This is a genomic window from Bacillus sp. FAU20, assembly GCF_056033865.1.
Map to the genome: position 1 here is coordinate 370,260 of NZ_JBVYHY010000011.1, position 15,259 is coordinate 385,518.

Consider the following 15,259-nt stretch of genomic DNA (forward strand, 5'->3'; position numbering starts at 1 on the left):
GAAACACCATGATTATTATTCACGCAATATTTCAAGTAGATCCAGCAAAACAACAATCATTTTTAGAAGAAATTCGTCCGCTTATTCATAGTTCAAGAGAAGAAAGTGGAAATGTATCTTACGACTTATATAAAGATACCGAAAAAGAAAATGTATATACGATGGTAGAAGTATGGAAAGATGAAGAGGCAGTTGCGGGTCATAATACGAGTGAACACTTCACATCTTTCGTTAGTAAAGCAGCACAGTTTTTAACTGCTCCACTTGATATAAAAGTTTATAATGGAGAGTTAGTGAAATAATAAGGTAGAAAAGATGACTTTAGCGTATAGCTGAGGTCATCTTTTTTGTATAAGTAGAACATAATTTCGACACAGTTATGTTGAAATTATGTTCAATAATAGTGGTGAATTGTATGTTAAATTCGAACATTCGGTTTATTGGGATATTTTTCCGTGTTATAATTTTCTTGTAAATAAAAGGTAGAGGGGAGTAAGTAATGGGAGAATTTCAAAGTAATTTGCATACGGCAATACAACTTGCAACGAAAATGAGAACTGCTTCAGATAGAATGCAAAGTGCTACTAGTCGCTCTATAAATAAGGCAACGCGTACTACACTATCTGTGAACTTCCAAGCACAAGAAGCAAATCAACAAAATTTACAGATCACGAAACAATTTTGTACTGCTTTTCAACAAACAATTGATAATATCCATTCCGTAGCAAATGAATTTGAGAAAATGGATACAGGACTTCAAAAGACTTTTCAATAATGTAACAACCTACGTAAAGGGGAAAAGGTAGGGAGAAAAGATGAGTCAAGGAATTGAAACGAGAATCAATCAATGTAATCAAAAATTACGAATTATATTTGAAGAACAAAATGAAAACCGAATCGCGCTGCAAAATCAAGAACGAGCTGAGGCTAGTTTTCATGAATGGAAAAATAGAAGTAATCGTTTATTTAACCGAATACTAGAAACTTGGTATGGTGACAAAGAAGCATTTCACTTTTTTACGAATATGCGGCAAGAGATCGGGCAGTATGAAAGAAAACTTACATTCGAATTAGAAAACGAAAAAGAGACGTTGCTTAAAGAAAAACGGCATCTCAGTGAGAAAGAAAACAACCTTTCCTATGAACAGCAGCAACTACAAAGGGAGGCCAATACATGAGTTTAAACATGTATTTGGGAGAAGTACAAAGTCAAACTCAAAGTATGAACGCTATATGTAATGCTACGATTCAAAGTATGGAACAAGCCATTCAATCTATTGATGCCTTTGCGATAGACACAGTATTACAAGGACAAACATACAGTAGTGCAAAAGCCTACCTTGTCCAAACATTTCGGCCATTAGCGCAAGGAATCATATGCTTATGTGAAGAATTAATTCGCCAAAATGAAGCATTTCCAAATGAGTTCCAAGCGAAAGTTGCTTCGACAGATGTGATTGAACAAGAAATAAGAGAACAAATAAGGGGAATTAATCAATCGATTACAAGTATAGAAGCAATAGAAGTACTTACACCAATGCCCGGAGTAGGTGCAATTGTAACGGTATTAGGTGCAATGAGAAAAAAACTGGAAGAAAAACTAGAGCATTTATATGAATTCAATCATTCATCCAGCAACAACTACAGCACCGCTCTCCAATTAGCAGCTAGCATCACAGCCGGACTCGCTGAAGTGCAAAGTGGGAAAGGATTTAGTCCTGTGAGTGGTACGTTTAGTACACAAGGGTTGAATATGGATTGGGTGAGTTCGATTCAGGGGATTATAGAAGAAACAGCTCGAAAAAATGATCAGTCAATTAAAGATATAGAAACAAATAACATAATTGAGAAGAAATCTCCGGTTAGAAATGCTTGGGACGATGCGGCAGACGGTATAGTTAGCACGTTTGAAACAGCGAAAAAGATGTGGGAAGCTATTCAAAGAGGATCGGGGAAAGCTGTTGGTGATGAAATCGAGTCCGCAATAGCTTTAAGTAATATGGACATAGGAACTTTTATTAATGTAGCCTATGCACTTTTCCATTTGGATGAAACTGCAAAAAATATGTGGCATGCATTTTCAAATAAAATAAAACGAGATATGATAGAGGGAGATGCAGAGAGTCGTACAGAATTGACTACCTATGGATTAACACAAATAGCTACCACAATATTAGGCGATAGGGGACTAAATAAAGTAGGCCATATCACAAAAGGAGCAAAAGCATCAAGTGGATTAAGTACATTTGCTAATGCAGTAAAACTAGCAAAAGAATTGAAGCCTACGCTTGAAATGTTACAATCATTTAAGAAAGAGGCTTCCTATGCATTCTCTAGTGTTGGTGGAACTGTTGTAACCAAAATACCTCAAGGTGAATTGATAGAAGCTTATTATAAGTTTGCGAAGTCTAAAGATGGTGGTAAGGGTAAACCTAGCAGTAACAAAAATACAAATGTAGACAATTTTGATGCAAAAACAGCTACAAATAAGCAAAAAGGTAATTATGGTGAAATAAAATCTAGTGACAATTTATTGAATAATCAAAGTTTAAAAGAAGCTGGATTTGATTTAAAGCCAGTCGGAAAAAGTACACCATCAGGCATAAATGATAAAATAGTAAAAGGGATTGATGGATTATACGAAAATGCAAATGCAGAATCAAAGATCAAATATGTTATTGATGAAGCTAAGTTTGGTAGTTCACAATTGGGGAAAACTAAAGATGGACGACAAATGTCAGATGGTTGGTTGAATGGTGCGAAGACCCGAAAAAGTAGAATATTGAAGGCCGTTGATGGAGATGCAAAATTAGCATCAAAGATTACGAAAGCATTACAAGATCAGGAAGTTGAGAGAGTGTTATCAAAGGTTGATAGTAGTGGAAATGTGAAAACATTTAGAATAGATGCAAAGGGAGACATAATTGGAGAATGGCCATAATTTAAGGCACTAGGAGGAATTGAATAGTATGAGAGATCCTTTATGTATAGAAGAAAAATGTAGAGAAGGAATAGAATATAATAAAGAGTTTATTGAGGAAAATAGAGAGGAGATTAAAAGTTTTGAAGAAGATGAAAGGAATGGTATTCAAAGAAAGGCTAAAGATAATAAAAGTCTTATAGAAGGAAGGTATCTATTAAATTTTAATTATGAGTTAGAGGATATTATTGCAAAATATTCCCTAGGAGAAGCTATCCATACAATAGAAGGAGATTTTGACAACGCTCTTATTGATTTGAGGCATATAGGGGAAAATGAAGTTGGATATTTAAATCTAATTTGGATGATATCTCTAGGGATTTTATTAGAGACGGAGAAAAAGAATCTTGTAAGTTTAGCTAAGCTAGTTGAGAAAGAAAATATGAACGATGCAGCAATCGATTTCCTCTTATGCGCTAGTGATATCGGATACACAAAAATGACGAACAGATATTATAAAGAAAATCCATATGCAAAAACGAGAGAGATTATAGAACTTGCACAAACAGATAAAAAAGAAGCATCTAAAAGATTACAAACGTACATGGAGAAAGAATGGTTTAAAGGCCATTATGATTATGAATGGAAAAATGCGCATAAAGAACCTGGATATGTAGGGTATTGGAGCTTTGAGACAGCTGCAATAGTAAAGATACTCGAACTTGATGATACAAGTTTAAAAGATAATAATCATTATCCATATGATTTGGGACATTATAAAAATGAAATGAAATTTAAGCATATAGACCTAAGTGAATATCACTATGAAGATGAGACAGAAGAAATCGAGGATATAGTAGAAGGAATTGAACATAATCCTGCATTGGAAAACATTATTCCGCCAAAATGGCATTCATTGGTCAATGAATTGATCCATGACTATGATAATATGGACGATAGTAGTTTTTATGAAAAATACAAAAAAACGATAGGAATAGGTCAAGTGTGGTTCTTACCACAAGAGTATGAAGAAGAAAATGAGCAAAAAAATCTATTAGGAAGTTTAATTGTGTTTGCCCTGACGGTAAGAGATTATATATTACAATTGGATTATAAAGAGGATTTCGAAGACTACATTGATAATCTTAAAAATTTCTGGTATGGATCAGAAACAAAGTTAGTTCAATTTATTTTAGAGAATGATCAAGACTATTATGCATGGGTACCGAAAGAAGTAAATATCCCAAATATGTATGAAGTGAAGATAGAGAGTGTTGATGTAGAGGAAGTTCTATAATGAACAAATCGAAATATACGCATCATGAGTAACGTTAAAAAACTAATTTATACGTAATTTAATGAATGAAGAATTTAAAAATAGTGGTAGTTTGGAGAATCCAACTGCCACTATTTTTGTGTTTACGAATGGTTCTGTAAATTAAGTAGAGTATTTCAGAGTATATATATTATGTAGGAGAAGTAAATAAGTCAAAGGCGCTAAATAAAATCGGTCATATCGCAAAGACATCAAGTGGAGTAAGTACATTTGCTAATGCAGTAAAACTAGCAAAAGAATTGAAGCCTACGCTTGAAATGTTACAATCATTTAAGAGAAATGCTTCCTATGCATTCTCTAGTGTTGGTGGAACTATTGTAACCAAAATACCTCAAGGCGAATTATTAGAAGCTTTTTATAAGTTTGCGAAGTCTAAAGATGGTGGTAAGGGTACGGGTGAAACACTATCTAAAAAGAAATCAATACCGGACTTTGTGAAAAAGCAATGGGAAGCAGGGAATAGATTTAATAAGGAAAATCGTCCTCGATATCCTTATAATGAAGTAGAGTTAGAGGCAAAGGAAATCAATGGGAAGAAATATGTTGTAGATTCTTATATTCCTAGTGAAGAAATTGTCTCGAGGAAATTTACCCAATTGGCTGAAGTAAAAGAAAAGACGGCATTAAGTTATTTAAGTGAGTTTACTAAAAAGTATTCTTCCGGTTCAGAAATTTCTTCAGGCAAATTTAATCCTAATGCTTTAAAAGGTGGTCGACTAGATGGAGAGTTAATTTTGGAAATCCCTGTACAAACAAAGCCAGTTCCACAAAAAATTATTGAAGAGGCGAATGAGAAAGGGATTATTATTCGTGATATTAATGGGAAGGTGTATAATTAATGGGAATTTATTATTGTGATAAGTGGTCTAATATAAAAAAGAAGCCTTGGAATATTATTGATGAGAATGCAGCCAAGACACTTCATGAAAATCGTCATTCTTATACTGCTGTTCTTAGTGATGGAGAGCAGCCAAAGTATTTAGTAAATGTCACTGAGAAATGGGTATCGGTAAGTTTTTTTGATGATTTTCTTCGTAAATATTTACACTACGATTTTATTGTTAAAGAAGATAATAGACTATTCCTAAGGACAATAATGTATTGGGAATATGACGGGGATACACAGTTAAAAAGTATGATTTTGGGGTATCAAGAAAATGGTCATATTGCTATGGAGCAAAAAGATTCTAAAACTGGAGAAGTAGAAGAGCGAGAGATAAAAGATGATGTATCTAGAAATTGGGATGCATTCCCTAAGTTTGGCCAATACTTATATTTGTGCAAAGAAGAGAGGTAATTCTTTTGAATATAAGAACAATAACTAGGCGAGATAGCTATTAGTGGGCTAAGAATATAAATAAATGGAATAAACATGAAACTAATGAATTCGTAAGTTTTAAAGATATTGTAAAGTTAATTGGAAATTTCCCCAAATAATCCTACTTAATAAACAGATTAACTTAAAGCACTTGATTGCCGACTAAAAGCAACAAGTGCTTTTTATTTCGGAATTACAATATTTGGTACGGTGAATTATATATTCAAAAATACCAAAACAAAAGTTTCAAATGATGAAGTGCTTCCACAATTCTCTTTCATGATATGAAGAAGTTTTCAACGACTGGATTATCGTAGCAGTTTACTCTACGAGACATGCCAATCAATCGATTACAAGTATAGAAGCAATAGAAGTACTTACACCAATGCCCGGAGTAGGTGCAATTGTAACGGTATTAGGTACAATGAGAAAAAAACTAGAAGAAAAACTAGAGCGTCTATATGAATTCAATCATTCATCCAGCAACAACTACAGCACCGCTCTCCAATTAGCAGCTAGCATCACAGCCGGACTCGCTGAAGTGCAAAGTGGGAAAGGATTTAGTCCTGTGAGTGGTACGTTTAGTACACAAGGGTTGAATATGGATTGGGTGAGTTCGATTCAGGGGATTATAGAAGAAACAGCTCGTCAAACCGAGATGAAACAAATTACTTTGCAAAAACAACAATTTAACTTACAAGAGCAGGAAGACAATAGATCATGGCATGAAAAAACAGCCATTTATGCGCAAACGTTTTTGCATGGAGTTATCGAATTTTTTCAAGGTGCTGGTGATGCAGCACTAGAAAACTTTTTTGGACTACAACCACATGAGAATGATAAATTAGAAAGTAAGACAACTTACCAAGCTGGAAGGTTGGCTGGAAATGTTATATCAATAGTCTGGTCCATTGTAGAAATGTTTGAAGGTATCTCGCTCATAGGCGGATCTAATTTCTTAACTATCGTGGCAGAAGTAGGAACTGGCGGGTTAGCGTCACCAATTGTTATCCCATTAGATATAGCAGCAACAGCTGCTGGGGCTAGTCTTTTTGCACATGGTGGATTTGTATGGGATAAATCGATTCAAAATACTAAGGGTACTATTCAAAAAATTCAGTCTTCTGGTGGGGGTAAGGGTGCGAGTAATCGAATACCTTCTTATGGAAAAGATTCTGTACCTAAAGGTCCATACCGTGAAGTAAATGGTTATCCAATAAAAGTGAAAGCAGGAGCTCAAGAAAAGCATATTCCTGATACACCGAACTATAAACAAGAATTAGCAAATGGAAAAAATAAGAGCATTTTCTATGGTGATAATAAAATAGCGCAAGAATTGCTTGATAAGTTTGCCGGAAAAGGAACCACTGTTACCAAAAATAAAGAAAGAGTGGACTTTGGTAAACCAATAGGTAAATACTATGACACTGTGACCGGACAATATATAGAGACTAATAGAGGAATGATACATTATGGAAAAGATGGTGCCCATATAGTACCAGCAAAACCATCAGAATAAAATTAAGAAAGAGGATGTCTATGGAAGCAGATTCTTTATTTAAAACATTAACAGAGCATGAAGGTGTAGAAATCATATTAGAGTGGAACAGTGGGTTGAGAATTATAGGCAAAACAGACACATTTTATGAGACAGACAATGGATTAGATGATGATGACCCCGCATACGCAGAATATTATGCAACAGCATTTCAAGTAAATCATATTTTATCTCAACCTTCTACTAACGAAGGTATTGTATATAATTGGTTGATACAAGAAAAAAGTTCATTGGTTGAAATTTCTCTCTATGATGATCCGCCAAGTGCAGTGTTTTTAACTGACGGAAAAAGAGTATGGGAAAGTGGAATATGTAAATAATAGGTGGTATATAAACTGAGACCTTGATTGGCATACATGCTTTTCAAGGTTTTTCTATGTTTTTAACACCTGTAAAGGGTGTTCATCAGTGGCACGAAATTGGTTGCAAGAATAAGAGGCAGATGAGAGTATGAGTGTACTTAGGATATCTAATAGAAATCAATGTCGATTCTTTAAAGAAACAATGAGACGAACTCAAGAGATTATAGAAGTACAAGCTGGCAAACCAAGATGAAACAATTTACTTTGCAAGAACAACAATTGAACTTACAAGAGCAGGAAGACAATATTGCTGCAGCTAGAGAGGTTGGGATAGCGAAAAATGTGTTGCAACAAGAAGGGCTTTATTTACAAAGATCTAGTGGTTGTGATAAAGGTGATTCGGGTTGGTATATAGGTCCTATTAATGAAGAAGTATCAGGAGAATTAGAGACCATATACGCCTACGAATTATTAAAAATGAAACCTGCAATTATTCAAGTACTAGCTTTACCGTATAATTATTTAGTAGTTTTTGAGAAAGACGAAATTAAATTGATTTTAAATGAAAGTGATATTGATATTTGGAGTGAAATAGAAAGATAGTGAATGTATATAAGGTGTTAAATACCCAATATGAAAATTACGTGAGTTAAGCACCTTATTGTCAACATACGACAATAAGGTGCTTTTTTGCGTGCAATGAAGAAAAAATAAAAGATTCATTTTCACTCTATTTCATCTTCGAATTACATGTTATAATTTGGAAAAAATATATTCTTAATTTTTAGATAATTTAAAGGTGGTAGATACTATATGAGTACATTAAAGAAGATTACTAATAATATTTCGAAAGTTATTATAGGAAAAGATGAATCGATTGAACTGGCAGCTATAGCTCCTATAGCAAGGAGGCATATTTTATTAGAAGATGTACCTGGGACAGGAAAAACAACGTTAGCGAAAAGCTTGGCTAAAAGTGTGGACGCTAAATTTCAAAGAATACAATTTACAGCGGATACTTTGCCTGGAGATGTTATTGGTCTTGAATATTTTGATGTGAAGGAATCGGATTTTAAAACGAGGTTAGGTCCTATTTTTGCAAATATCGTATTAGTGGATGAAATTAATCGAGCTGTACCGAGAACACAATCTTCGTTACTTGAGGTTATGGAAGAGCGTACTGTTACAATTGCGAAACAGACACATTCATTACCAGAACCTTTTTTAGTTATAGCAACGCAAAATCCACTCGAATCAGCCGGCACATTTCCGTTACCAGATGCTCAGTTAGACCGGTTTTTACTCACAATACGCCAAGGTTATCCTAGGGGAGAAGCTGAAAAGGAAATGATGAATCGGTTTCAAATGAATGATCCATTAGAAACGTTACATTCTATTATTTCAAGTGAAGAAATTATTACGATGCAAAAGCGTGCAAGAGAAGTGTTAGTGGGGAATGATGTGCAAGATTATCTCCTTGAAATTATTGAAGCAACTCGTAACCATGAGTTAATTGAAATTGGTGTAAGCCCTCGGGGAACGTTGGCATTTATGAGAGCAATTCAAGCACGGGCAATATTAAATGAAAGAGATTACTGTACGCCAGATGATATTAAGACGCTCGCTGCATCCGTTTGTGCTCATCGTTTAACGTTAACGATTGAGGGAGAGATGAAAACGACGAAAGAACAAATTATGAAAGAAATTCTTCATACGATTAGTGTGCCAGTGGAGAATGTACGATGAATCAACAGCTTGTGTATACACCTTTAGCGGAGCCTTTCGTAATAGGAGTTATGTCAGTTGTAGCCGTTATTTTATGTGTATTTTCAAGTAATCTACTTATATTATCTCTCGTATTTTTGTATGTAATTTTAATAGGTGCGATGCATGTGTACATACGTAAAGTATCTCGTGTTGAATGGGAATACAGTCAAGGGAATTCAAACGTTTTTATAGGTGAAGCGAATATGTGCAAAATAAAAATTTCAAACAAGTCGTTATTCCCTATTTTCAATATCGTATTTCGATTTAAATGTGAAAATAAGCTAACTTGGAATCATGATGAAATAAACAAAAATACGAATACAGGTTCAAATTATTATATGAATTTTAATATAAAAGGAAGAGAGTCAGTTTCATTTGATTTGCAAGCTGTAGCGTTAAAAAGAGGAATTGCGAAATGGGAAGAAGTTGAAATTGTCATTACGGATCCCTTTGGATTCATAACGAACCATATAACATATAAACTAGTTGATACGCCCTCTTATTTAGTCTTACCAGCTGTTCTGAAAATACAAGTTCCTGAATTACAAGAATGGTCACGAGGATTTCGAAAAGCGATGTCATCACCCTTATATGATGAAACGAAAGTAATGGGAGTGAAGTCTTATGAAAATGAAGATTTTCGTTCCATCCACTGGAGTGCAACGGCGAAAACAGGGACGATAACTGCGAAAAAGTACGAGCGAACACAATCAGATAAATATGCGATTTATCTCAATTTGCAAAATAAAAGTGGCGTTTCATTGCGAAATGATATAGAAGAATTAATTGAATTAACAGCAGGCATATGTAAACAACTTCTTATGCAAAACTGTTCGTTTGAAGTATGGATTAATAGTGTGAAAGATAATGGTTTGCTACATATAAAAAATGGGGATAATCGGAAACATTTGCAAAATGTATTAAAGGTACTTGCCTCAATATCGGATCAAGATACACCTATAACTTCTTCTTATTTTTACACAGCTGGATTTCGGCGAAAGGAATTAGATGCGGTTCCTTTAATTCTTGGTACTTCCCCAAGGAAATACAGTAGAACGAATAAATGGGTCGTAATTAAAGAATAAGAAGGGGTTTATGTCATGGCTAATAAAGAGAGACATGTGAAAGTAAAGTTGTGGAGTGTTAGAGTATTAATACTACTTTTCTTTACGGTTAGTGCGATAACGTTATCACAAGGTGTTGTGCATGTACAAGACATAGTAAATGGGCTTTTTTCTAGTAAGACGGAGACAATATCGGAAAGAAATTATGATTTTACTAGTGTAGACGCACAGTTTGATGAACCTGAAAGAATTATAGATGAAGAAATAGGAGTTGTAGATACAAGAACAAAAATATATAGGGAAATTCCACTTTTTGTACGAAAAAATTCATGGACTGATGTGTTTTCTGTTCTTTCAAATGCATGGATTAGTGTCGTTTTTTATGTAATTATTGCATTAGTTATTCTATATGCTTTTTATAAATTAATGAGGAAAAAGGTAACAAAATCAGAAATAGAACAGGATAAACAATCGATAACAAAGGAAAATACGGATAGAACCGAAAAGAACAAGAAAGTGAAGCATCAGTTTGAACAGCCGTTACCTAAAGATACGATAAGGAAAACGTTAGTTGAATGGGAAAGAACATTACCATTTCACGAACAAAGAAGGTCTTATGAAACGATGCAACAATGGTTAACGAGAATTTGTAGAACGAGAGATATTATTTCGATATATGAGTCTGTTCGTTATGGTGAAAAGACGTATACGGATTTAGATGTAGAGAAGACTGTACGATGGATAGAGCGAGACGGTAAAGGGTGACATTAATATAAGTAAATAAAATTACCATATAATTAATTTTATTTACTTATATTTAATTATATGGTAATGTATACTTACTTTTTTATATCAATACTAATGGAAATGGGTTGTCTTAATAGAGTATTGCTCGTTACATTTTTTGTGGAGTTATCTTCACTACATCAATATAGAATGAAAAAGAGATAAAACAATTACTAGTAGCATGTAAATAAGAAATTATTATTTATTTTTAAATTTTTGTAAGGGTGTGAAAACAGAATGAAACCGGTATTGAAAAACATACTCCTTTCCTTTATTTTTTCTGCAGCAGGGATGTGTTGGTTTCTGTTTATGGTAGTTAGAGGAGGCGGAGACTGGTTATTGTCTTGGATAGGTGTATTAATGGCATTTTTATCTTTATACACGATAATAGATTTATATTGTAAGTATACATACGATAAAAAAACGAGTAAATTGTTTATCAAAGCAACAATTACTACCTTTAGTTTTGCAGTATTGGGAATCACCTTTGGTATTGTACACGAGCTATTACAGCCATGGAGTCTCAGTTTAATGGTTTGGTATTGGTTGTTAGTGTTACTTTTGTTTGTAACGACCATAATATTGTTAGTTTTTGTATTATTTGTTAATCGTAAAAATTATAATATTCCTGGAAGATATAGAATACTTATACTGTTTAATCTATTTCTTACGTTAGTACCAGTACTGTGGCCACTACTTCTTACTATTATAGGAAATGGTATGAACGCTAGTGCAGGATGGTAAAAGTTAATAGAGTGCTTAAAAGAACGTGTTTATAAATGAAAACACGTTCTTTTTTTATTTCCATACATAATTTTTTCTCATCTGGTCGCCAAATTTTGAAAGTAAGTATTTCGTAAGGAATGGATAAGAAAAAAGAGAGATTTATCATATAGGATGAAAGTATAGCTTGAATCAATCCGATATTAATGGAGGAGAGAAAGCCTTATGAAAAAATGTAATTCAATTAAGTTAGCAAGTTTTGCAGTTTTATTAGCGGGTACTGCTCTATTCACACCTGGTTTTACTGTGACTGCAGAGTCAACTCAAAATATTTCTAGTTCGTCACAAGTACATGATCAAAAGAATCGTAATGGCTGGAAACAAGTAATGCAGGAAACAGTACAGCTTGGTGCTGTAGGAATATTAGCTAAGGCGTCTAATAACGGAAAAACTAGTAGTTTTACTGCTGGCGTGGCGGACTTAAGTACAAAGAAACCGATGAATTCGGATTATCGCTTTCGGATTGGTAGTGTGACGAAGTCGTTTACTGCCACGACTATTCTTCAATTAGTAGGAGAAAATCGCTTACAACTTGATGATCCAATTGAAAAGTGGCTACCGGGTCTTGTGCAAGGAAATGGGTATGATGGTAATCAAATTACGATACGACAACTTTTGAATCATACGAGTGGTATCGCTGAATACTTAAAGTCAAAAGACGCGGACATAATGAATTCGAAAAAAACGTATACAGCAGAAGAAATAGTGAAAATAGGCCTTTCGCTGCCTCCAGATTTTTCGCCGGGTAAAGACTGGTTGTATTCAAACACAGGATACGTAATACTAGGAATGCTTATTGAAAAAATAACTGGAAATAGTTATGCGGAAGAAATCGAAAAGCGAATTATTGAACCTTTGGACCTATCAAATACGTTTTTACCAGGAAATTCACCCGTCATCCCAGGAAAGAATCATGCTCGTGGATATGTGAAAATGGAAGGAACAGGCGAGTTGAAAGATATTACTTATTATAATCCGAGTTTAGCTAATGCAGCTGGAGATATGATTTCTAATGCGGATGATTTAAATAAGTTCTTTTCATCTTTACTCGGTGGTAAGTTACTGAAGGAACGCGAGCTAAAAGAAATGCTTACTACAGTTCCTGTAGAAGGAAAAGGGGTTGGTGACGCATACGGTCTTGGAATCTATGAGACTAAACTTCCAAACGGTGTTTCAGTTTGGGGGCATGGAGGAGGAATTCCTGGATTTACAACTTTTGCTGGGGGAGTAATTGGAGGCAAACATACATTGGCTATCAGTCTCAACTCTATAGGTGGGGTCGATATTGTTCCGCAGTTTAATAAAATGATGCAAATTGAATTTAAGAAATAGATGAAAAGAAAGCGAATAGCATTCTGTTGTAAAGGACAGTATTAGCATTCCTAGTATGACATCAAGTGTAATTCAACAATAAAAAGGATGTCAGTTACACGACATCCTTTTTTATTGTTGAGCAAAGAGGTGTGTTTTTGATTCTGAAAATTGTTATTTTTACAATCATTCCATATAATGAAGGGGATAGGGGTTATACAGGGGAGTTATGAATGGATAATACTTTAGTTTGTTAATTATTTTTATTTTAATAAATAATGTAACTAGATGTGGAGTGAAATTCATTGGGAGAAAATCAGTTTAGATGGAGTAACAAGCAATTAAGAGAACATGTTGAAGTAATAGACGGCACAAGAAGTCCACACATTTTATTGAAAAATGCAACTTATTTAAATTCCTATATACGCGAGTGGATGCAAGCACATATTTGGATCTATGATGATCGTATTATTTATGTAGGAGAAAAACTACCAGTGCAACTACAAGGATGCGAAGTCATTGATTGTGAAGGAAAGTATGTCGTACCCGGTTACATAGAACCGCATGCACATCCGTATCAATTATATAATCCAGAAACGTTAGCGAATTATGCGATGCAATTTGGGACGACTACTTTTATTAATGATAATTTAACTTTATTTTTCACATTACAACGTGAAGAAGCATTTTGTTTATTAGATGAATTTGAAAAGATTCCAGCAAGTATGTATTGGTGGTGTCGTTTCGATGGACAGACTGAATTGCAAAACGGGGAATCTTTATTTAATTGTGAAGAAATAATAGAGTGGCTAAAGCATAAAGCAGTTCTTCAAGGCGGTGAGCTAACAGCGTGGCCAAAGTTATTACATGGCGATGATGAAATGCTACATTGGGTGCAGGAAACGAAACGATTACATAAAAAAGTAGAAGGATATTTTCCAGGAGCATCTGAAACGACTTTAGCAAAGTTAAAACTGTTAGGTACAGATTGTGATCATGAGGCGATGACAGGACAGGAAGCTTTTGCTCGTCTTATGCAAGGTTACACGGTTTCCCTAAGAAATTCTTCAATCCGTCCAGATTTAGAAGTGTTACTGAAAGAATTGCTGGAACTAGGAGTAAAGCAGTTTGATAGATTTATTCTTACGACAGACGGTTCACATCCTTCGTTCTATGAAAATGGAATGACAAATGTAATGATAGCTACCGCGATAAAACAAGGAGTGCCAATAATAGATGCTTATCATATGGCAAGCTATAATATCGCTCGTTATTACAATATGGAACATCTACATGGTTCAATTGCGACAGGTAGAATTGCTAATATTAATATTTTGGAAAGTAAAGAAAACCCGGTTCCAATAAGTGTAATTGCAAAGGGGAAATGGGTGAAGCGTGACGGTGTAAATACACATGAGGCATTACATATAGACTGGAGTAAACATAAAGTAACTCCATTATCACTAGATTGGTCAATAGAAAAAGAGGATATGATTTTCTCTAATAAAACGGGGATACACTTATTAAATAACGTTATTACAAAACCATACACTAGTGAAATCAATATAGACTGTGATGAATTGTCCACAGATCATGATGAATGTTTCCTTATGATGATTGCTCGTGATGGCGGTTGGCAAGTGAATACAGCTGTGAAAGGTTTTGCAAAAGAACTAGGGGGGCTTGCTAGCTCTTATTCTGGTACAGGTGACATCATTCTTATAGGAAAAAGAAAAGAAGATATGCTTACAGCTTTTCGTAGAGTAAAAGAGCTCGGTGGTGGAATGGTCATAGCAGAAAACAATGAAGTGTTACACGAAATAGCATTACCATTGCTCGGGATTATGTCTAATTTAAAAATGAGAGAATTAATACAGGAAGAGAAACAGATGGTGAAATTACTACAAGAGCGTGGCTACGCGTATGATGATCCAGCATTTACAATTTTATTCTTTTCTGCGACGCACTTGCCTTTTGTACGAGTAACACCTATAGGATTATATGATGTGAAAAGTAGTAAGGTAGTTGCCTCGCCCGTGAATTTGATAAAGCAATATTAAAAGGAAAGATCCTATAAAAATTTTATTTTATAGGATCTTTCCTTTTATTAGCAT

General features: G+C 34.4%; 14 protein-coding genes and 2 pseudogenes. All 16 read left to right on the forward strand.

Annotation, left to right across the window (positions count from 1 at the left end; translation table 11 throughout):
* Positions 1 to 8: 8 nt before the first annotated feature.
* The 16 genes and pseudogenes from AC0OM3_RS10295 to AC0OM3_RS10370 all read left to right on the forward strand — a co-directional run bounded on the left by AC0OM3_RS10295 (position 9) and on the right by AC0OM3_RS10370 (position 15,205).
* On the forward strand, positions 9 to 302 hold the full coding sequence (locus AC0OM3_RS10295) for a putative quinol monooxygenase (RefSeq protein WP_097915399.1): 294 nt from the start codon (positions 9 to 11) through the stop codon (positions 300 to 302).
* Positions 303 to 499: 197 nt separating this feature from the next.
* Positions 500 to 775, forward strand: coding sequence for a TIGR04197 family type VII secretion effector (locus AC0OM3_RS10300; RefSeq protein ID WP_474211674.1), 276 nt, complete (start codon positions 500 to 502; stop codon positions 773 to 775).
* Positions 776 to 815: 40 nt separating this feature from the next.
* Entirely contained in the window at positions 816 to 1,178 is a 363-nt protein-coding gene (locus AC0OM3_RS10305) for a DUF3958 family protein (RefSeq protein WP_000077521.1), read from the forward strand.
* Positions 1,175 to 2,941, forward strand: coding sequence for a T7SS effector LXG polymorphic toxin (locus AC0OM3_RS10310; protein ID WP_061884318.1), 1,767 nt, complete (start codon positions 1,175 to 1,177; stop codon positions 2,939 to 2,941). The genes AC0OM3_RS10305 and AC0OM3_RS10310 overlap by 4 nt, the downstream gene beginning before the upstream one ends.
* Positions 2,942 to 2,969: 28 nt before the next feature.
* Positions 2,970 to 4,217: a PoNi-like cognate immunity protein gene (locus AC0OM3_RS10315; protein WP_474211677.1), complete on the forward strand. Its 1,248-nt coding sequence runs from the start codon at positions 2,970 to 2,972 to the stop codon at positions 4,215 to 4,217.
* A gap of 194 nt (positions 4,218 to 4,411) precedes the next feature.
* Positions 4,412 to 5,095 (forward strand): annotated as a pseudogene (locus AC0OM3_RS10320) (cytoplasmic protein); the annotation flags it as partial.
* The gene (locus tag AC0OM3_RS10325; RefSeq protein WP_474211679.1) at positions 5,095 to 5,553 is read left to right on the forward strand and encodes a hypothetical protein; all 459 of its coding nucleotides are present in this window, start codon (positions 5,095 to 5,097) and stop codon (positions 5,551 to 5,553) included. The pseudogene AC0OM3_RS10320 and the gene AC0OM3_RS10325, both read left to right, overlap by 1 nt.
* A gap of 352 nt (positions 5,554 to 5,905) precedes the next feature.
* Positions 5,906 to 7,093, forward strand: a pseudogene (locus AC0OM3_RS10330) (polymorphic toxin type 50 domain-containing protein); the annotation flags it as partial.
* Between the two features lie 20 nt (positions 7,094 to 7,113).
* Positions 7,114 to 7,452, forward strand: coding sequence for a hypothetical protein (locus tag AC0OM3_RS10335; RefSeq protein ID WP_000387012.1), 339 nt, complete (start codon positions 7,114 to 7,116; stop codon positions 7,450 to 7,452).
* A 231-nt stretch (positions 7,453 to 7,683) separates the two neighbouring features.
* Positions 7,684 to 8,037: an immunity protein Imm33 domain-containing protein gene (locus AC0OM3_RS10340; protein ID WP_199717591.1), complete on the forward strand. Its 354-nt coding sequence runs from the start codon at positions 7,684 to 7,686 to the stop codon at positions 8,035 to 8,037.
* A 210-nt stretch (positions 8,038 to 8,247) separates the two neighbouring features.
* Positions 8,248 to 9,180, forward strand: a complete 933-nt coding sequence (locus AC0OM3_RS10345; RefSeq protein ID WP_474211682.1) for an AAA family ATPase — start codon at positions 8,248 to 8,250, stop codon at positions 9,178 to 9,180.
* The gene (locus AC0OM3_RS10350; protein ID WP_151522179.1) at positions 9,177 to 10,286 is read left to right on the forward strand and encodes a DUF58 domain-containing protein; all 1,110 of its coding nucleotides are present in this window, start codon (positions 9,177 to 9,179) and stop codon (positions 10,284 to 10,286) included. The genes AC0OM3_RS10345 and AC0OM3_RS10350 overlap by 4 nt, the downstream gene beginning before the upstream one ends.
* A gap of 15 nt (positions 10,287 to 10,301) precedes the next feature.
* The gene (locus AC0OM3_RS10355) at positions 10,302 to 11,030 is read left to right on the forward strand and encodes a hypothetical protein (RefSeq protein ID WP_001284448.1); all 729 of its coding nucleotides are present in this window, start codon (positions 10,302 to 10,304) and stop codon (positions 11,028 to 11,030) included.
* A gap of 258 nt (positions 11,031 to 11,288) precedes the next feature.
* A complete protein-coding gene (locus AC0OM3_RS10360; protein ID WP_000805745.1) occupies positions 11,289 to 11,795 on the forward strand; it encodes a DUF3902 family protein in 507 nt (168 codons plus the stop codon).
* A 204-nt stretch (positions 11,796 to 11,999) separates the two neighbouring features.
* On the forward strand, positions 12,000 to 13,166 hold the full coding sequence (locus AC0OM3_RS10365; RefSeq protein ID WP_000710631.1) for a serine hydrolase domain-containing protein: 1,167 nt from the start codon (positions 12,000 to 12,002) through the stop codon (positions 13,164 to 13,166).
* A gap of 284 nt (positions 13,167 to 13,450) precedes the next feature.
* A complete protein-coding gene (locus tag AC0OM3_RS10370) occupies positions 13,451 to 15,205 on the forward strand; it encodes an adenine deaminase C-terminal domain-containing protein (protein WP_474211686.1) in 1,755 nt (584 codons plus the stop codon).
* Positions 15,206 to 15,259 lie beyond the last annotated feature (54 nt).